16 protein-coding genes, 1 tRNA gene and 1 other RNA gene are annotated in these 18,718 nt (G+C 66.6%); 8 read left to right on the top strand and 10 right to left on the bottom strand.

Going from position 1 to position 18,718, the window contains the following annotated elements:
* The 5 genes from B2J89_RS17835 to B2J89_RS17815 form a co-directional block, all read right to left on the bottom strand.
* Positions 1 to 76 (bottom strand) — tRNA-Thr (locus tag B2J89_RS17835).
* An 11-nt stretch (positions 77 to 87) separates the two neighbouring features.
* On the bottom strand, positions 88 to 1,095 hold the full coding sequence (locus tag B2J89_RS17830; protein ID WP_169168303.1) for a class 1 fructose-bisphosphatase: 1,008 nt from the start codon (positions 1,093 to 1,095) through the stop codon (positions 88 to 90).
* Positions 1,096 to 1,113: 18 nt separating this feature from the next.
* The gene (pepN, locus tag B2J89_RS17825) at positions 1,114 to 3,828 is read right to left on the bottom strand and encodes an aminopeptidase N (protein WP_169168321.1); all 2,715 of its coding nucleotides are present in this window, start codon (positions 3,826 to 3,828) and stop codon (positions 1,114 to 1,116) included.
* Between the two features lie 17 nt (positions 3,829 to 3,845).
* A protein-coding gene (gene prfB, locus B2J89_RS17820; RefSeq protein WP_169168304.1) for a peptide chain release factor 2 occupies positions 3,846 to 4,950 on the bottom strand; the annotation gives its coding sequence in 2 pieces (ribosomal slippage) (positions 3,846 to 4,868 and positions 4,870 to 4,950; 1,104 coding nt in all).
* Positions 4,951 to 5,143: 193 nt separating this feature from the next.
* Complete coding sequence (locus B2J89_RS17815; protein ID WP_169168305.1) at positions 5,144 to 6,061, bottom strand: alpha/beta fold hydrolase; 918 nt, start codon at positions 6,059 to 6,061, stop codon at positions 5,144 to 5,146.
* Between the two features lie 193 nt (positions 6,062 to 6,254).
* Between B2J89_RS17815 and B2J89_RS17810 the strand changes: the two genes are divergently transcribed.
* The 7 genes from B2J89_RS17810 (at position 6,255) to plsY (ending at position 14,088) form a co-directional block, all read left to right on the top strand.
* A complete protein-coding gene (locus B2J89_RS17810) occupies positions 6,255 to 7,601 on the top strand; it encodes an ABC transporter substrate-binding protein (protein WP_169168306.1) in 1,347 nt (448 codons plus the stop codon).
* A gap of 94 nt (positions 7,602 to 7,695) precedes the next feature.
* The gene (locus B2J89_RS17805; protein WP_206042551.1) at positions 7,696 to 9,441 is read left to right on the top strand and encodes an iron ABC transporter permease; all 1,746 of its coding nucleotides are present in this window, start codon (positions 7,696 to 7,698) and stop codon (positions 9,439 to 9,441) included.
* A 28-nt stretch (positions 9,442 to 9,469) separates the two neighbouring features.
* On the top strand, positions 9,470 to 10,555 hold the full coding sequence (locus tag B2J89_RS17800; RefSeq protein WP_173025246.1) for an ABC transporter ATP-binding protein: 1,086 nt from the start codon (positions 9,470 to 9,472) through the stop codon (positions 10,553 to 10,555).
* 29 nt (positions 10,556 to 10,584) lie between these two features.
* Positions 10,585 to 11,469 carry a LysR family transcriptional regulator gene (locus B2J89_RS17795; protein WP_169168308.1) on the top strand — a complete coding sequence of 295 codons (885 nt, stop codon included), beginning with the start codon at positions 10,585 to 10,587 and terminating at the stop codon, positions 11,467 to 11,469.
* Positions 11,470 to 11,695: 226 nt separating this feature from the next.
* Positions 11,696 to 12,757, top strand: coding sequence for an aldo/keto reductase (locus B2J89_RS17790; RefSeq protein WP_169168309.1), 1,062 nt, complete (start codon positions 11,696 to 11,698; stop codon positions 12,755 to 12,757).
* Between the two features lie 71 nt (positions 12,758 to 12,828).
* Complete coding sequence (locus B2J89_RS17785) at positions 12,829 to 13,332, top strand: aminoacyl-tRNA deacylase (RefSeq protein ID WP_169168310.1); 504 nt, start codon at positions 12,829 to 12,831, stop codon at positions 13,330 to 13,332.
* 81 nt (positions 13,333 to 13,413) lie between these two features.
* A complete protein-coding gene (plsY, locus tag B2J89_RS17780; protein ID WP_169168311.1) occupies positions 13,414 to 14,088 on the top strand; it encodes a glycerol-3-phosphate 1-O-acyltransferase PlsY in 675 nt (224 codons plus the stop codon).
* Between the two features lie 166 nt (positions 14,089 to 14,254).
* Here plsY and B2J89_RS17775 read toward each other — a convergent pair whose 3' ends face one another.
* From B2J89_RS17775 to B2J89_RS17760, 5 genes are all read right to left on the bottom strand, one after another.
* Positions 14,255 to 15,082: a hypothetical protein gene (locus B2J89_RS17775; protein ID WP_205763878.1), complete on the bottom strand. Its 828-nt coding sequence runs from the start codon at positions 15,080 to 15,082 to the stop codon at positions 14,255 to 14,257.
* On the bottom strand, positions 15,063 to 15,434 hold the full coding sequence (locus B2J89_RS22500) for a hypothetical protein (protein WP_205763877.1): 372 nt from the start codon (positions 15,432 to 15,434) through the stop codon (positions 15,063 to 15,065). Before B2J89_RS22500 ends, B2J89_RS17775 begins: the two co-directional genes overlap by 20 nt.
* Before the next feature lie 312 nt (positions 15,435 to 15,746).
* Positions 15,747 to 16,139, bottom strand: coding sequence for a VOC family protein (locus tag B2J89_RS17770; protein ID WP_169170299.1), 393 nt, complete (start codon positions 16,137 to 16,139; stop codon positions 15,747 to 15,749).
* Between the two features lie 572 nt (positions 16,140 to 16,711).
* An RNA gene (ffs, locus tag B2J89_RS17765) (signal recognition particle sRNA small type) lies at positions 16,712 to 16,808 on the bottom strand.
* Between the two features lie 38 nt (positions 16,809 to 16,846).
* The gene (locus B2J89_RS17760) at positions 16,847 to 17,401 is read right to left on the bottom strand and encodes a cytochrome b (RefSeq protein WP_169170298.1); all 555 of its coding nucleotides are present in this window, start codon (positions 17,399 to 17,401) and stop codon (positions 16,847 to 16,849) included.
* A 92-nt stretch (positions 17,402 to 17,493) separates the two neighbouring features.
* Between B2J89_RS17760 and dnaX the strand changes: the two genes are divergently transcribed.
* The coding region (gene dnaX / locus B2J89_RS17755; RefSeq protein ID WP_169170297.1) for a DNA polymerase III subunit gamma/tau at positions 17,494 to 18,718 on the top strand (1,225 nt) is incomplete at its 3' end.

The raw sequence follows: 18,718 nt of genomic DNA, 5'->3' as shown, positions 1-18,718 counted from the left end.
TGGTGCCGGAGAGATGAATCGAACACCCGACCTTCTCATTACGAATGAGCTGCTCTACCGACTGAGCTACACCGGCGAAGTCTCAAATTATAGCGTCGAATGATAGTCCGTCACGCGCTCGACCTCATTTTTTGAACCCAAAATGACGCTGACGCGTTCGTGCAGCTGGGTGGGCTCGATGTCGAGGATGCGCTGCTTGCCATTGGTCGCGGCGCCGCCGGCCTGCTCGACGATCCAGCCCATGGGGTTGGCTTCGTACATCAGGCGCAGCTTGCCGGGCTTGTTCGGTTCGCGCTTGTCCCAGGGGTACATGAAGATGCCGCCGCGCGTGAGGATGCGGTGCACGTCGGCCACCATGCTGGCGATCCAGCGCATGTTGAAGTCCTTGCCGCGCGGGCCTTCGACGCCTTGCAGGCATTCGTCGACATAGCGCTTGATGGGAGCGTCCCAGTGGCGCATGTTGCTCATGTTGATGGCGAATTCCTTCGTGTCTTCGGGAATGCGCACGTTCTCTTGCGTGAGCACGAACGAGCCCTGTTCGCGGTCGAGCGTGAACATGGCCACGCCGTCGCCCACCGTGAGCACCAGCGTGGTCTGCGGGCCATACACGCAGTAGCCGGCAGCGACCTGCTGGTGGCCGGCCTGCAGGAAGTCGCCGGCCTCGACGCCGCGGTCGCCTTCGGGCTTTTTGAGCACGCTGAAGATGGTGCCGATGCTGACGTTGACGTCGATGTTGCTCGAGCCATCGAGGGGGTCGAACAGCAGCAGGTATTCGCCCTGCGGATAGCGGTTGGGCACGACATAGATGCCGTCCATTTCTTCCGACGCCATGGCGGCGAGGTGGCCGCCCCATTCGTTGGCCTCGATCAGCACCTCGTTGGCGATGATGTCGAGCTTCTTCTGGATTTCGCCCTGGATGTTTTCGCTCTCTGCGGTGCCGAGCACGCCGCCCAGCGCGCCCTTGTTGACGGCCTGGCTGATGCCCTTGCAGGCGCGCGCGACCACTTCGAGCAGCAGGCGCAGCTGGGCCGGGATGAGACCGTCGATGCGCTGCTGTTCGACGAGGTAGCGGGTGAGGGAGATTCTTTGTGCCATGGGTTCTTTCGGTTCAATTCATGGGGCCAGCGCGCGCGTGACGACTTCGCGCACGTCGTTGCTGAGGCCTTCGCGTGCCGCCACGCGGGCGATGGCCTCGTGCGCGGCGGTGCGCCACGGCTCTGCCAGCTTTTGCCAGCGGTCGAGGGCGCGCGCCAGCCGGGCTGCCACCTGCGGGTTGATGGCGTCGAGCTCGCAGACGCGCTCGCACCAGAACACATAGCCAGCCGCATCGGCGCGGTGGAAGGCGCCGGGGTTGCCGCTGCAGTAGCTGAAGATCACGCTGCGCGCGCGGTTCGGGTTCTTGAGCGAGAAGTCCGGGTGCTGCAGCAGCTGCTTGACCAGGGGCAGCACGTTGCCGCCGCGGTCGGGGCTGCCAGCCTGCAGCGCAAACCATTTGTCGAGCACCAGCGGCTCGTCCTTGAACAGCGCATGAAAGCGCGCGAGCGCCGGCGCGGCCAGCGCGTGGCCGCTGCCGACGAGGGCGCTGAGGGCGTTGATGCGGTCGGTCATGTTGCCCGCGTCCTTGAAGCGCTGCAGCGCCTTGCCGGGCCAGACGGCATCGCCGCTGTGCTGGGCGGCCAGGCACAGCATGGACAGGGCCATGCCGGTGAGTGCGCGCCGGCCCGCAGACACGGCATCGGGCCGGTAGGCGCCGTTGCTGTGGTGCTGCTCGTAGGCCCATTGCCAGTCGCTGTGCAGCGCCAGCGCCAGCTGTGCGCGCATGGCTTCGCGCACGGCGTGCACGCGCTGCGGATCGACCACGTCGAGCTGCTCGGCGAGGTAGGTTTCCGACGGCAGCGTCAGCACCAGCTCCTTATAGGCGGCGTCCAGGGCCGGGTCGCGCAGCACGCTGCGCAGTGCCTGCAGCACCGACTCGGTCAGGAATTTTTGGTCAAAAATGCCTGCAGCGATGATGGGGTCTGCGCTGGCAGCTATGGCATTGATAGCGCAGCGCAGCACCAGGCGCTGGCCGGCCTCCCAGCGGTTGAAGGCGTCGGCGTCGTGTGCCAGCAGCGCCAGCAGATCGGCATCGCTGTAGTCCACGTCGAGGACCACCGGCGCGCTGAAGTGGCGCAGCAGCGAGGGCACCGGGGCGCTGTCGATGTGGGTGAAGACCAGCGTCTGGCTCGGTTCGGACAGCACGACGGTGCGCGAGGTGGCGCCCGCAGCGTCTTCGCCGGCCAGTTGCAGGGGCAGGGTGCTGCCGTCCTGCGCCAGCAGGCCGAGTTCGACCGGGATGACAAACGGCTCCTTCACCGGCTGGCCCGGCGTGGGCGCGCAGCTTTGCGCCAGTGTGAGCGTGTAGGTGCGTGCCGCGGCGTCGTACCGGCCCGTGGCGCGCACGCGCGGCGTGCCGGCCTGGCTGTACCAGCGCTTGAACTGCGGCAGCAGGCGCGCCAGGTCGCTCGCCGGGTTGGCGTCGGCAATCGCGGCCGCGAAATCGTCGCAGGTCACGGCCTGGCCGTCGTGGCGCTCGAAGTACAGCTTCATGCCGCGCGCAAAGCCTTCGCGCCCGACAAGCGTGTGCATCATGCGCACCACTTCCGCACCCTTCTCGTAGATCGTGACGGTGTAGAAGTTGTTGATTTCGACGTAGCTGTCGGGGCGCACCGGGTGCGCCATGGGGCCGGCGTCCTCGGGGAACTGGGCGGTGCGCAGCACGCGCACGTCTTCGATGCGCTTGACGGCGCGGGCCGACGGGCTGCCGGCCATGTCCATGCTGAACTCCTGATCGCGGAAGACCGTCAGGCCCTCCTTCAGGCTCAGCTGGAACCAGTCGCGGCAGGTGATGCGGTTGCCGGTCCAGTTGTGGAAGTACTCGTGCCCGACCACGCTCTCAATGTTGGCGAAGTCGGTGTCGGTCGCGGTGGATTCACTCGCCAGCACGTACTTCGTGTTGAAGATGTTCAGGCCCTTGTTTTCCATCGCGCCCATGTTGAAGTCGCTGGTGGCGACGATCATGAAGCGCTCCAGATCAAGCGACAGGCCAAAGCGCGCCTCGTCCCAGGCGACGCTGGCCATCAGCGAGTTCATCGCGTGTTCGGTCTTGCCCAGGTCGCCGGGGCGCACGTAGACCTCTAGAAGATGCTCGTTTCCGGCACGCGAGGTGATGCGCTGCTGGCGCGCCACCAGCGTGCCCGCGACCAGCGCGAACAGGTAGCTGGGCTTCTTGTGCGGGTCGACCCACTTGGCAAAGTGGCGCCCGCCTTCCAGGTCGCCGTGCTCGACCAGGTTGCCGTTGGACAGCAGCACCGGGTACTGCGCCTTGTCGGCGCGCAGCACCACGCTGTAGCTGGCCATGACGTCGGGACGGTCGAGGAAGTAGGTGATGCGGCGAAACCCTTCGGCCTCGCACTGCGTGAAGAACGTACCCTGGCTGACGTACAGGCCCGACAGCTGCGTGTTCTTGTCCGGGCAGCAGGTGGTGAAGATCTCCAGGTCGAACGGCGCGTCGCCCTCGGGCAGGTTCTCGAGCACCAGCTGGCCTGCGTCCATCTTGAACGAGGTGCCCGCGCCGTTGACCAGCACGCGCGAGAGATTGAGGTCTTCCCCGTCCAGGCGCAACGCTTGCGCGGGCACCTCCGGGTTGCGGCGCAGGCGCATCTTGTTGAGCACCCGCGTTTTGGCAGGATCGAGGTCGAACGCCAGGTCCACGGTGTCGATCCACCAGGCCGGTGCCTGGTAGTCGCTCCGCAGGATCGCGGTGGCTGGCGCCTGTCCGTCACGCATTGGCAACATGGTTCTCCTTATACGCCTTGCTTGAGCGAGGCTTCGATGAAGGCGTCGAGATCGCCGTCCAGCACTTTCTGCGTGGCGGAGATTTCGACGTTCGTGCGCAGGTCTTTGATGCGGCTGTTGTCGAGCACGTACGAGCGGATCTGGTGGCCCCAGCCGACGTCGGTCTTGGTGTCCTCGAGCTTTTGGGCCTCTTCCTGGCGTTTGCGCATCTCGAAGTCGTAGAGCTTGGAGCGCAGGCGCTGCCAGGCGATGTCGCGGTTGCCATGCTGGCTGCGGCCGTCCTGGCACTGCACCACGATGCCGGTGGGGATGTGCGTGAGGCGCACCGCGGAGTCGGTCTTGTTGATGTGCTGGCCGCCCGCGCCCGAGGCGCGGTAGGTGTCGGTGCGCACGTCCGACGGGTTGATGTCGATCTGGATCGAGTCGTCGATCTCGGGGTAGACGAACACGCTGGCAAAGCTCGTGTGGCGACCGCCCGAGCTGTCGAACGGGCTCTTGCGCACCAGGCGGTGCACGCCGGTTTCGGTGCGCAGCAGGCCATAGGCGTACTCGCCCTCGATGTGGATCGTCGCGCCCTTGATGCCGGCGACGTCGCCCGGGGTTTCATCGTCGACGCTGGTCTTGAAGCCCTTGCGCTCGGCGTAGCGCAGGTACTGGCGCAGCAGCATGCCGGCCCAGTCGCAGGCTTCGGTGCCGCCGGCACCGGCCTGGATGTCGAGGAAGCAGCTGAGCGGGTCGGCCTCGTGGCGGAACATGCGGCGGAACTCGAGTTCTTCGATCTCGGGCTGCAGCTTGGCGGCTTCCGCGGCGATGGCCATCAGGTCGGCGTCGTTGCCTTCCTCCACGCTCATCTCGTAGAGTTCGGTGTTGTCGGCCAGCTCGCGCGTCAGGCGCTCGAGCGTGAGCACCACGTTATCGAGCGACTTCTTTTCCTTGCCCAGGTCCTGGGCCTTCTTCGGGTCGTTCCAGACGGCCGGGTCTTCGAGCGAGGCGTTTACCGTGCGCAGGCGTTCAAATTTGGCATCGTAGTCAAAGATACCCCCGTAACTCTTGCGTGCGCTCGGACAGGTCGATGAGGGTGTTGCCGATCTGGTTGATGTGTTCTGCGTCCATGGTGCTGTCCTGTGTGTTCGGTGAAATAGACCGCGATTTTCTCATGGACCCGACGTGGTGGCCGCCAAGCCCCTGATCTGCGCCAAAGCGCCGCCCGCAGGCCGGCTGCCGGCGGGCGCGCGCAGCGCACATATTAAAAATAATAGCTATGAGCGCCGGTGCACAAAGAGCTGGAGGCAGATTTGGCTGAAGGTCAGCGCAGAAAGTCCTCGATCAGCGCGGCCACGGCCTGCGGCTGGTCGTGGTGCAGCATGTGGCCGGCGTCCTGCACCACGGCGCAGCGGCAGTCGGGCACGGACTCCAGGCGCTCGTGGTACTCGGCCAGCGTGTACCTGTGTTTCCACCACTGGCCCAGGCTGTCGTCGCTGGCCTCGATGGCCAGCGTGGGCGCGGTGATGGCGCGGTAGAGGGCCAGCGCCTCGTCCACGCGGTAGAGCTGCGCGCTGGTGACCTTGTGCGCCGGGTCGCCGAGGATGTCCCAGAGCCCCTGCGCGTTGGGCCGCGCCCAGTGCTGCGCCAGCCACGCGGCCTTGTCGGCGCGCAGGCGCGGGTTGGTTTTCATGAGGCGCTGCGCCACGCCGGTGGCGCTGTCGTAGCCCTTGAGCGCCAGTTCGCCGCGCTGCAGGCTCTTGAGCTCGTCCATCCACTGCGCGTAGCGCTGCGGCGCCTTCGACGGCTGCGTGGCCGGCATGCCAAAGCCCTCGAGGTTGACCAGCCGGCGCACGCGCTCGGGGCGCACGCCGGCGTACATCATGGCGACGTTGCCGCCCATGCTGTGGCCCACCAGGTCGATGGCCTGGCTGGGCGCGCAATGGTCCAGCAGCTGGTCCAGGTCGGCCAGGTAGTCGGCAAAGACATAGTGGTCGGTGCCCGCCGGCGGCTCGGTCAGGCCGAAACCACGCCAGTCGGGCGCGATGATCTCCCGCCCTGCGGCAAACGCCGGCGAGAGCGCATCGACCACGAACTGGTACGACGCGCCCACGTCCATCCAGCCGTGCACCAGCACCAGCGGCGCCGCGCCCGTCTGGGGCGTGCCCCAGCGCCGGACGTGGTAGCGCAGCGAGCGGATCGGAACAAATTCGGAGCGGGAAGGGCGTGTGGCTTGGTACATGGCACGGATTATTTCGGCTTGCGGCGCGCCCCGTCAGTCAAGGCAGGGACAAGGCGCAGCGCGCGGCGCCCTGCGTCAGGGATAACCCGCGCGCTCCTGTCGCTGATGCGCTCCATCACGAACAATGATTGGTCTTTGCCGCGCAGCCGCCCTAGAGTCGGCCGCATCTGCCATACAACACCAGGAGACAGCCATGCAACAACGCAGAAGAAGCCGGGTATTCCTCGGGGCCGTGGTCGCCGGTCTGTGGGGCGCGTTCGGCGTGCTGCCAGGCGCCCAGGCCGGCACCGTGACGGTGCTGACCTCGTTCCCCAAGGAGCTCACGACCGCGTACCAGAAGGCCTTCGAAGCGCAGAACCCCGGCGTCAAGCTCGAGATCCTGAACAAGAACACCACGGCGGCGATCGCCTACGTGCGCGAACTCGCCGAGGGCCAGCGGCCCGACGTGATGTGGGCTTCGGCGCCCGACGCCTTCGAGGTGCTCGCGCGCAACAAGCTGCTGGCCCCCGCGCCCGAGACCGTGAACAAGAGTGCGCCGGCCAAGATCGGCAACTACCCGCTCAACGACCCGCACGGCCTGTACTACGGCCAGGCGCTGGCCGGCTACGGGATCATGTGGAACACCCGCTACCTGCAGGCCCACAAGCTCGCCGCCCCCAAGGAGTGGAGCGACCTGACGCGCCCCGAATACTTCGGCCACATCGCGATCTCGTCGCCCTCGCGCTCGGGCACCACGCAGCTCACCGTCGAGACCATCCTGCAGGGCGAGGGCTGGGACAAGGGCTGGTCGCAGCTGCTGGCCATGATGGGCAATGCCGCCGCCGTGACCGACCGCAGCTTTGCCGTGCCCGACGGCGTGAACAACGGCCAGTACGGCATCGGCATCGTGATCGACTTCTTCGGCCTGGCGGGCAAGTACTCGGGCTACCCGGTCGACTTCGCCTACCCCAGCATGACGGCCGTGGTTCCGGCCAACATCGGCCTGATCGCCGGCGGCAAGAACCCCGACGAGGCCAAGAAGTTCATGGCCTTCAGCATGTCGGCGGCGGGCCAGCAGCTGCTGTTCGACCCGAAGATCAGCCGCCTGCCGATCCTGCCGTACAACCTGCTCAAGGCGCCTGCGGGCTACCCCGTGCCGCAGGACGTGGCCAAGCGCGCCAAGGTGCAGTTCGACGCCAACCTGTCCGAAGCGCGCTACCAGGTCGTCACCAGCCTGTTCGACCAGATGGTGACCTTCCGCCTGAAGGAGCTGCAGGCCGCGACCAAGGCCATCCAGGACGCGGAGAAAGCCCTCAAGGCCAAGCCCAATGCCCAGGGCAGCGCCCTGGTGCGCCAGGCGCGCGATGTGGCCTATGCGCCGCTGGTCGGCGCGGACAACGTCAAGAACGAGGAGTTCCTGGAGCTGTTCCGCAAGAACCGGCGCGACGTGGCGGTCTCCAAGCAGCTCACTGGGCTCGAGCAGCTCTGGGCCACCAAGGCGCGCGACAACTACGAGCGCGCCACCAAGCTCGCCAGCGACGCGCGCGCGCTGGCCAAGTAAGTCCGCCGGCCACTGGCCTCGCCCTGCGCTGCCGTGGCCGACCGCTGTGGCGTGGCTCGGCGCGGCCGAGTGCGCCTTGATGAAAGCCTGACCCATGACTGCTGTTCTTTCGGAGCCCCGCCTGCCGGGGCGCCCCACCGCGGCGCCGCGCCCGTGGCGCCTGGCCGCCAGTGCCGGGCCGTGGCTGGCCTTCGCGCTGATCCTGGCGTTTCTGCTGCTGTTCCTGGTCGTGCCGGTGGGCCTGGTGGTCTACACCGCGTTCATCAACGAGACCGGCGGCCTCACGCTCGGGCACTTCGGCAATTTCTTCGCGCAAGACGTGTTCCGCGAGTCGTTCTTCAACAGCCTGTGCGTGTCGCTGGCCAGCGTGTTCTTTGCCAGCCTGATCGCGGTGCCGCTGGCCTACCTCACGGTGCGCTTCGAGTTCCGCGGCGCGCTGCTGATCCAGACGCTGGGCGTGCTGCCGCTGATCATGCCGCCGTTCGTCGGCGCGGTGGCGCTGCAGCTGATCTTCGGCCGCAACGGCTCGGTGAACCTGCTCTTGAACGACGCCTTCGGCTTCACGGTGCCGATCATGGACGGGCTCGTCGGCGTGACTTTTGTCGAGAGCATCCACTACTTCCCGTTCATCCTGCTGAACCTGGTCGCGGCGATGCGCAACATCGACGGCGCGATGGAGGAGTCGGCGCTGAACCTGGGCGCGCGCGGCTGGCGGCTGTTCCGGCGCGTGATCTTTCCGCTCGCGATGCCCGGGTATCTCGCAGGCGCGGCGCTGGTCTTTGTCAAGGTGTTCGACGACTTGGGCACGCCGCTGGTGATGGGCGTGACCAACATGCTCGCGCCGCAGGCCTACCTGCGCATCACGTCCGTGGGCATCGACGACCCGCTGGGCTACGTCATCAGCGTGATCATGATCGTGTTCTCGATCCTGGCGCTGTGGATGGCCGCGCGCGTGATGAAGGGCAAGGACTACGCGACGCTGCAAAAGGGCGGCAGCGCGCTGCAAAAGCGCCGCCTCTCGGGCTGGGAGTCGCTGCTGGCCTATGGCTGGATCGGCTTCGTGCTGCTCATCACGCTGGCGCCGCACATCGGCATCCTGCTGATGTCTTTTTCCAAGGTCTGGAGCTTCTCGGTGCTGCCCGACGCCTACACGCTCGAGCACTACGCCACGGTGTTCACCGACGCGGGCGGAATGATCGGCAACACGCTTTTGTACTGCCTGACCTCGGCGGGCCTGGACGTCGTCATCGGCACCGCGATCGCCTACCTGATCCTGCGCACCACGCTGCCGGCGCGCCAGTGGCTCGACTACCTGGCGTCGGCCGCGCTGGCCATTCCGGGCCTGGTGCTGGCGATTGGCTACCTGCGCATGTTCAAGGGCGTGAACCTGCCGTTCACCGACACGCCGGTCGTCACCACGGCGGTGCTGATCATGCTGGCCTATGCGGTGCGGCGCCTGCCGTACGCGCTGCGCTCGTGCATGGCGGCGCTGCAGCAGGTGCATGTCTCGCTCGAAGAGGCCGCGCAGAGCCTGGGCGCCACGCGCGCCAGCACCATCCGGCGCGTGATGGTGCCGCTGATGGCGGGCGGCATCCTGGCCGGCTTCGTCACGAGTTTCATCACGGCCGCCGTCGAACTGTCGGCCACCATCCTGCTGGCCTCGGCGCAGAGCCAGGCGCCGATGAGCTATGGCATCTACCTCTACATGCAAAGCATCTCGGGCCGCGGGCCGGGCGCCGCGCTCGGCGTGCTGGCCGTGGTCGTGGTCGGCCTGGGCACGTATTTTTCGCACCGCTTCGTCGAGCGCTCGCGCGCCACGGTGCAGGCCGCGCAGGCCTGACCAAGGACACAAAGGTCTTCCCATGCAACTGAACCAAGTCTCCCTCGAAGCCCGCCACATCAGCCTGAGCTATGGCACGACCGAAGTGCTGCGCGACGTCACTTTGACAATCGAGCCGGGCGAATTCTTCGCGCTGCTCGGGCCCTCGGGCTCGGGCAAGTCGACGCTGCTGCGGCTGATTGCCGGCTTCAACCAGCACCAGCGCGGCGAGCTGCTGGTCGATGGCCAGGACATCACCGGCACGCCGCCGCACGCGCGCAACATCGGCATGGTGTTCCAGAACTACGCGCTGTGGCCGCACATGACCGTCTGGGACAACGTCGCCTTCGGCCTGGTCGAGCGGCGCGAGAGCCGCGATGCGATCCGCCGCAAGGTCGGCGCCGTGCTCGAGCTCGTCGGCCTGTCGCAGTACGCCAAGCGCCGCCCTGGCCAGCTCTCGGGCGGCCAGCAGCAGCGCGTGGCGCTGGCGCGCACCGTGGTCATCGAGCCCAAGCTGCTGCTGCTCGACGAGCCGCTGTCCAACCTCGACAAGCAGCTGCGCGTGCAGATGCGCGAGGAGCTCAAGAACCTGCAGCGCAAGCTGGGCCTGACGACCATCTTCGTCACGCACGACCAGGAAGAGGCCATGACCACGGCCGACCGCATGGCCGTGCTCGACAAGGGCATCCTGCAGCAGATCGGCTCGGCGGCCGGGCTCTACGACTTTCCGCACAACCGCTTCGTGGCCGGCTTCGTCGGCACCGCCAACGTGCTCGAAGGCCGCGTCACGGCCGTGAGCGGCGAGACCGTGAGCTTCGACGTGCAGGGCCTGGGCACGCTGCGCCTGCCGCGCCCGCAGGAAGCGCCCGCCGTCGGTGCGGCGGCGCTGGCGTTTCGCCCGCACCAGGTCCACATCTGCGTGCGCGACGAGCAGGTCGATGCCTCGCGCCTGTGGCTCGACGGCCAGGTCGAGAGCGCCGAATTCCTGGGCGAGTTCTCGCGCTACCGCGTGCGCGTGGGCGAGCTGGCGCTGATCACCGACCAGCCGCACTACGCGGGCCTGGCGATGTTTCCGCCGGGCGCGCAGGTGCAGCTGGGCATCGAGCCGACGCAGGTGCGCTTTCTGGGCAGCTGAGCCGCCCGTCCGCGTTACGCTGCGCCCCCATGGAGATCTACCAGCTACGTGCCTTCGTCACCGCCGCCCAGCTCGGCCACATCACGCGCACGGCCGAGGCGCTGCACCTGACGCAGCCGGCCATCAGCGCGCAGATCAAGGCGCTGGAGGAAGAGCTCGGGGTGGCGCTGTTCGACCGGCGCCCCGGGCGCATCAGCCTCACGCGCGCGGGCGAGGCGCTGCTGCCCGAGGCCGAGCAGGTGCTCACGGCCGCCGGCCACCTGCTGGGCAAGGCGCGCGACCTGCAGGGCGAGGTGACCGGCACGCTGACGCTGGGCACCGTGGCCGACCCCGATTCGCTGCGCCTGGGCTCGCTGCTGGGCACGCTGGTGCGCAGCCTGCCGCTGCTGGACATCCGGACGCGCAACGCCCCGGCCGAGGCGCTGCGCGAGCAGGTGGCGGCCGGCGCGCTGCAGGGCGCGTTCTACATCGGCCCGCACATTCCGCGCGAGGTGGCGGGCCTGGCGCTGCAGACGCTGCAGTACCGCATCGCCGGGCCGTTCAGCTTTCGCCAGAAGCTGCTGCATGCGGGCTGGCGCGACATTGCCGCCATGCCCTGGATCGGCGCGCCCGTGCAGCACCATGTGCAAACTCTGCTCAAGGACCTGTTTGCGCGCCAGGGCTTTACGCCGCGCCAGGTGATCGAGTCGGACGAGGTGTCGCTGCCGCAAAGCCTGGTGCGCGCCGGTGTCGGCCTGTCGCTGCTGCGCGAGGACGTGGCGCTGCCGGCCAGCGAGCGCGGCGAGATCGTGATCTGGCCGCATGCCCGCGTGGGTGCGCTGCTGAGCTTCATCTACCCGCGCGCCGCCGAGCACGACCCGGCCACCGTGGCCACGCTGTCGGCGCTGCGCACGGTGTGGGGCCTGGCGCCCTGAGGCGCCGCGGGCGCCGCGCTGTGCTACGGAAACATGAGCAGTCAGCGCTGGAATTTGTTGGGTTTCGGGGCGATTTGGTGTATGAAGTGTAGAAGGGGTCTGCGCCTGCAGCTCTCCTTTCGATAGCAATCAATCCACCCCGCCGGTCTGCCAAGCGGCGCGGGCGCCGGCAGGAATGCGCCTGCGCCCGTAAACTGGCCCGCTTCAAAACGGAGGCAACCTCAGCATGCACACCACCCGGCTCGGACAGAGCGACCTGCACGTCACCCCCATCTGCCTGGGCACCATGACTTTTGGTGAACAGGTGAGCGAAGCCGATGCCCACGCCATCCTGGCGCGCGCGCTCGAACGCGGCGTGAACTTCATCGACACGGCCGAGATGTACGCCGTGCCCGCCCGTGCCGAGACCTATGGCGCGACCGAGACCATCATCGGCAACTGGTTTGCCAAGAACCCTGGCGCACGCCAGAAGCTGGTGGTCGCGAGTAAGGTGGCCGGGCCGTCGCGCGGCATGCCGTGGATCCGCGAAGGCAGCGGCATGACAGCGGCCGACATCGTCGCCTCGTGCGACGCCAGCCTGCGCCGGCTGCAGACCGAGGTGATCGACCTCTACCAGATCCACTGGCCCGAGCGCCATGTGCCGGCCTTCGGCGCCAAGTACTACGACCCTGCCAAGGAGACTTCGCAAACGCCGATCCACGACCAGCTCGACGCGCTGGCGGGGCTGGTCAAGGCGGGCAAGGTCCGCGCCATCGGCCTGTCGAACGAGACGCCCTACGGCGTGCACGAGTTCGTGCGCCTGGCCGAGCAGCATGGCCTGCCGCGCGTCGCCTCGGTGCAAAACCCGTACTGCCTGCTCAACCGCAGTTACGAGAACGCGCTCGACGAGACCTGCCACCGCCTGGGCGTGTCGCTGCTCGCCTATTCGCCGCTGGCCTTCGGCCTGCTCACGGGCAAGTTCGACGCCAGCGGCACCACCGGCCCGGATGCGCCGAAGGGTGCACGCATGGCGCGCTACGAATCGGTGCGCAAGCAGCGCTGGGGCCGGCCCGAGGCGCTGGCGGCCGCGCGCCGCTACAACGCGCTGGCACGCGAACACGGCCTCACGCCGACGCAGATGGCCCTGGCGTTCTGCTACACCAAGTGGCAGGTGGCCAGCACCATCATCGGCGTGACCTCGCTGGCACAGCTCGACGAAGACCTCGACGCCTGGGGCACTACGCTGGCGCCTGACCTGCTGGCGGCCATCGACGCGCTCCGCGCGGAGATGCATGACCCGGCGATCTGAGCCGCCCACAGCGGTCCCATCGGCCTCCAGCGCAGGCCCCGCCTGCGCTGGCAGCTATCCTTTTTAAGAACATGGCAAAAAAAGACCCCAAGGCCGGGCATGTGAGCGAGACGCCCGCGACGCAACTGCTCAAGGCGCACCGGGTGGATTTCACCGGCCACCCGTATGAATACCTGGAGCACGGCGGCGCGCTGCACAGCGCCGAGGTGCTGGGCCTGGACCCGTTCTGCGTCGTCAAGACCCTGGTCATGCAGGACCAGGACGCCAAGCCGCTGCTGATGCTGATGCACGGCAACCGCAAGGTGTCGACCAAGAACCTGGCGCGCCAGATCGGCGCCAAGAGCGTCGAGCCCTGCACGCCCGAGGTGGCGAACCGCCACAGCGGGTACCTGGTGGGCGGCACCTCGCCGTTTGGCACGCGCCGCGCCATGCCGGTGTACATCGAAGAGAGCATCCTGGCGCTGCCGCGCATCGCCATCAACGGCGGGCGGCGCGGCTATCTGGTGCAGATCGACCCGCAGGTCTGCGTGCAGCTGCTGGGCGCCAAGCCCGTGGCCTGTGCCCTGGCCGACTAGCGCAGGCCGGGCCGGCTGGCAGAATGGCGCCGCGCTGCAGCGGCAGCCGCTGCCCGAATCAAAAAACAAGGAGAGTCACCCGTGCCCATCGTTTATTCCGCCCTGGCGGTCATTGCCGCCTATTTGCTCGGCTCGCTGTCGTTTGCCGTGATCGTGAGCCGGGCCATGGGCCTGAGCGACCCGCGCACCTTCGGCAGCAAGAACCCCGGCGCCACCAACGTGCTGCGATCGGGCAGCAAGGCGGCCGCCGTGGTGACCTTGCTGCTCGACGCGGCCAAGGGCTGGCTGCCGGTGGTGCTGGTGCGCTGGTTCGGCGCGCCGTACGGGCTCGAAGAGGGCACGCAGGCCTTGGTCGGGCTCGCGGCCTTCCTCGGCCACCTGTGGCCGGTGTTCTTCCGCTTCCAGGGCGGCAAGGGCGTGGCCACGGCGCTGGGCGTGCTGCTGGGCTTCAGCGGCTGGCTGGGGCTGGCCACGCTGGCCACCTGGGTGATTGTGGCGTTCTTCTTGCGCTATTCGTCGCTGGCCTCGCTCGCATCAGCGGTGTTTGCGCCGATGTTCTACCTGCTCGGCGGCGGCGTGGTCTGGGACGCCGAGCGCAGCATCGCCGCGGCCATCGTCGCCATGTCGGCCCTGCTGGCCTGGCGCCACAGAGAAAATATCGGACGGCTGATCCAAGGCACGGAATCGCGCCTGGGGCAGGGCAAAGCCAAAAGCGGGGACGCTGCAGATCCCAAGAAGCCCCGTGGCCGCCACTGAGGCCGGGGCGCCCATAAAAAAGCCTGCCGGGCATTGTGTCCGGCAGGCTTTTTGAGAAGAAGTTGACGAGACCTACGTTTTACGTAGTGCTCCAGAGGGGAAATGGCATTGTGCCACCCTCAGAGGAGCACACAAAGTTCACACACGAGTGACAGGCCGCCATGGGCTACGAATGGCTTGGGGCGCCGTCGATGTGGACTCTCATGCTCGGGTAGTAAGTGGTGATTGGGTTGTCAACCGCGTCCGGGTCATCCAGTGCCCGCCGAACTTGGCTCGCGATCTCGGACCGGTAGGTCTCGATCTTTGGGACGAACTCGTGCAGCCCGCTGGTGTCGATGCGTACGGTGCGAATCTGGTTCAGGTCGAAGGGGATCCGATCAGCCGCACGAACAAGCTGAACGACCGGTAATCGCACTGCATGGCGTAGGGCAAGTTCGTAGAAAACGTTTGGGTTGTGGAAAGACAGATCGGCGATGACGAGACGGGAGCGCAACAGGTATTCGATGATCTGCCTCGTGATCGTCCCGGGTTTGTCGATCATGTCTGCGCGAACCACCTTCAATCCAAACTGTTCAAGTGCCGGTTCGATCAGGGAGCCGAGGAACAGGTCGGCATGCTTACGCTGATCGCTGCCATCTTCGCCAATCGGCGTGACGTAGAAACACGTAGTCTCAAAGTGTGCTTGTTCTGTAGTGACAATCGCGTGAGTTCGCTCGCTTCGCCCGTCGACTGAGGGCGCGGCTCGCCCGCTGTGCGTCGATGAAGAGGGAGCACCCGCCACCCGGCCTTGGGTTGCTGGAAGCGAGTCAAGAAGATGATCGACCGTAATGATCCGCTCGGCGCCGGAGAGCGTCTGTAGTAAGCCAACGAAGCGGAGGTTGACGATGAAAGTGTCGACGCACTCTTCACTCATCTCGTCGGCTACGCCCACGTCTTTGGCCGCATCGATCAAGGCGGCCCGGGCGGGCAGTTTGTTAGAGACGAAGCGGGCCATAGAGGCCTGCAAATGGCGCGATGTCTTCAATGGCCAGCTTGACCCGCGCCTTCGCCTGTTCGCGTGGTGCCGGGTCGGTATCCACCGCCTTCAATCCGTCGGCGGTGATCTTCAGGTGATCCGCTTGGTAGCCGCCTTCTATCAAGCCGTACTTGTTGGCGTTGACGATCAGTTGACGGCTGGGGCCGCTCTCGGGCGACTTGCCGAGATGATCAAAGACGCTAAGCCTCCGAACAGGTTGCCCACTTCCGAACGCGTAGATCGTCCTCGCGAAAGCCAGGGCTTCCTCAAACGGAGTCGCAGGAAACGGTCGTTGCGCTCGCTTCCGCTTCTCTGCGGCTGCATGCTCCACGCGTGCATTTGCAGTCGCAACGGGTCAGGGGTCTTCTTCGCACGTGCCATTTCCTATCTCCCACCTTGTTTTTGATGCTCAGGACTATGCCTGAACAAAAAACAGTTGCTCGGATATCGGGGCCTGATTGCAGCAAGTGCGTGGCAAAGCTGTGGCGCAGGGTCTGCATCGATACGAGCTTGCAAATGCCCGCCTGGGACACAGCCTTCTTGACAGCGTGCAACCTCTCTTCAAACAAATGATGGCGGCGTTCAGCGCCTGAATGTGGGTTAAGCGGCGCTTTCTGGCCGGCACCCATTGCCTGCTTTTGTCTCAGTTGCGCGGGGTAGGTTGAAGCATGCTCACTCGGTTGCCTTCTGTATCGGTGAACGATACATACTGCCCGACGCCCGGTATTTCCATAGGTTCGCCAAGCACGGAGCCTCCGGCCCGTTGCACCTGCTTCATTGCTTCGGTGATGTTGTCGACTGCGATGACAACGGACGGATGTTGTGCTGGCCAATCCGGCTTCTTGGGGAAGAAGCCGCCGTTGATTGCTCCTGGCTTCTTGGGACCCCGTTCGTCAGTCTCGGTCGTTGTTGCAAGAACATAGTTTCCCATTGCCTCGCCAAGTGCCTTGGTCTGCCAGCCAAAGGCCTGCTCATAGAACTTGGTCATGCGCGCCTGATCGTCATACGGCATCTCGAAGTGAACCACTGAGTTCATGGCGTTTCTCTTGTGTTGTGAGGGAACGAACCGAAAGTATCGCTCCGTCGGAGTTTGCGCCGCCTAACGTAATGTATCCCGCAGAATTTTGGGGATAAGCTGGACGATGCTGGAAGGCAGCTCTCACGGGCTGCGAACTGGCGGAACCGACCAATTGTTGTCAGTCGAAAACCCTGAAAGCGGTCATCCGGTCCGTCAGCAACGTCGGCCTTCAGCGAGTGGCTATGGCAGGTTGTGGGCGTCGGCGCTCACGTTCAGCGGCCCATTGCGTCTCAAGGTCTGCGCGGATCGACAGGGCTTTGATGCGGGCAACCGACTCGTCTCGGGTGCCAAGAGTGGCCCTGAAGGCGTAGCGGTCGGAGGGGCCGCGTTTGAGGTCTACCGGCTTGACGATGGTCAGGAAGAACGTCTGACGCCTGCGCGTCAGGCGGGGAATCGGTCTAGGGGGGATGCCATTGTGGGTACTCCAGAGGTGTCAGGTTCACACGTCCGGAGCACATCGAATCGCGTTGAAGTCCGCGCCAGCCTTGGAGATCGCCGGTTTCAGAGGAGAAACCGAAAATCGATATGTAGTTGACGAGCCTTGCCCCCGGCACTGGCTCCACAGTTAGGGCTGCTTGGTTCCCCACCTGACCCGGTTGGCCGCTTGACCATGCGGGGAGGCCCGTCAGAGCGTATTGTAAGCGATGGCGCTAGGAGCGGTGCGCTCAGCGCTGGCCCGGCAGCATGCGCGGCAGGGTGTTGTCGCGCAGCCCATAGTGGTGCAGCAGTGCGGCGGCGGTGTGCAGGCCGACGAGCACAAAGCCCACCGTGGCGCCGGTTTCGTGCAGGTCCTTGAGCCAGCGGGCCGTGTCGCGGCTCTCGGCCAGGGGCGCCAGCGGCAGGGGCACGCCCCAGGGCAAGGCCACCGGCTGGCCCTGGGCGCTCAGGCTCAGCCAGCCCAGGAGGGGCAGGCCGATCATCAAGAGGTAGAGCGCGGCGTGCACCAGGTGGGCCAGCCGCGTTTGCCAGGCGGGCGGCGCGGGCGTGATGGGCGGCGCCGTGCCCAGCGCACGCGCCAGCAGGCGCAGCCAGACCAGGCCAAAAACGGACAGACCCAGGCTGAAATGCACCGACTGGAGAAGCGCGCGCCCCGGGCTGCCCTTGGGGTAGATGCCCTTGAGTTCTATGGCCGCGACCGTGGCCGCGAGCAGCACGGCCATGAGCCAGTGCAAGGCCATGGAGGAGCGGTTGTAGCGGCGGAGGGTGGGTGGGGTGTCCATGTTCGGCTTTCCTTGTCAAGAGACCACATGGTGGCGCGGCAACATGAAGCGCCGCTGAAGGCGTGGCGTGCGCGCACATAGAATCAGCCCCCATGTCCTATCTTGTGCTGGCCCGCAAATACCGTCCCCGTAACTTTACCGAAATGGTGGGGCAGGAGCACGTGGTGCAGGCCCTCACCAACGCGCTCACGCAGCAGCGCCTGCACCACGCCTACCTGTTCACGGGGACGCGCGGCGTGGGCAAGACCACCGTGTCGCGCATTCTGGCCAAATCGCTCAACTGCCAGGGCGCCGACGGGCAGGGCGGCATCACGGCCACGCCCTGCGGCGTGTGCCAGGCCTGCCGGGACATCGACAGCGGCCGTTTTGTGGATTACACCGAGCTCGACGCGGCCTCCAACCGCGGCGTCGACGAGGTGCAGAGCCTGCTGGAGCAGGCGGTCTACAAGCCGGTGCAGGGGCGCTTCAAGGTCTTCATGATCGACGAGGTGCACATGCTCACCAACACGGCCTTCAATGCCATGCTGAAGACGCTGGAAGAGCCCCCCGAATACCTCAAGTTCGTGCTCGCGACGACCGATCCGCAGAAGGTGCCGGTCACGGTGCTGTCGCGCTGCCTGCAGTTCAACCTGCGGCCCATGGCGCCCGAGACCGTGCTCGACCACCTCACTCAGGTGCTGGCCGCCGAGCAGGTGCCTGCCGAGCCGCAGGCGCTGCGCCTGCTGTCGCGCGCCGCGCGCGGCTCGATGCGCGACGCCCTGTCGCTGACCGACCAGGCGATTGCCTTTGGCAGCGGCAAGCTTGAAGAGCCCACGGTGCGCCTGATGCTGGGCAGCGTCGACCGCTCCTACGTCTTTCGCCTGATCGACGCCCTGGCGCTGGGCGACGGCAAGACGGTGGTCGAAACCGCCGACGTGCTGCGGGTCAACGGCCTGTCTGCCGCCTCCACGCTCGAAGACATGGGCGCCGTGCTGCAGCGCATGGCCGTGCTGCAGGCCGTGCCGCAGATGGCCGATGTCGTGGATGCCAGCGACCCCGACGCGGTGGAGACCGCACGCCTGGCGGCGCTGTTGCCGGCCGACGAAACCCAGTTGCTCTACAGCATCTGCCTGCACGGGCGCGCCGAGCTGGGCCTGGCGCCCGACGAATACGCCGCGCTCACCATGGCGCTGCTGCGCCTGCTGGCCTTCAAGCCCGCCGGCGGCACGGCAGAAAAAAAAACACTGACGCCGCCTGAGCTCCCCGCTGAGGAGGCGCCCGCGCGTGCCGCCCTGGCCTCCGCGGCCGCCGCGGCCCCGGGCGTGCCGGCGGCGCCGG

It is taken from the genome of Acidovorax sp. SRB_24, assembly GCF_012931925.1.
This window is presented reverse-complemented; position numbering and strand designations above follow the sequence as displayed.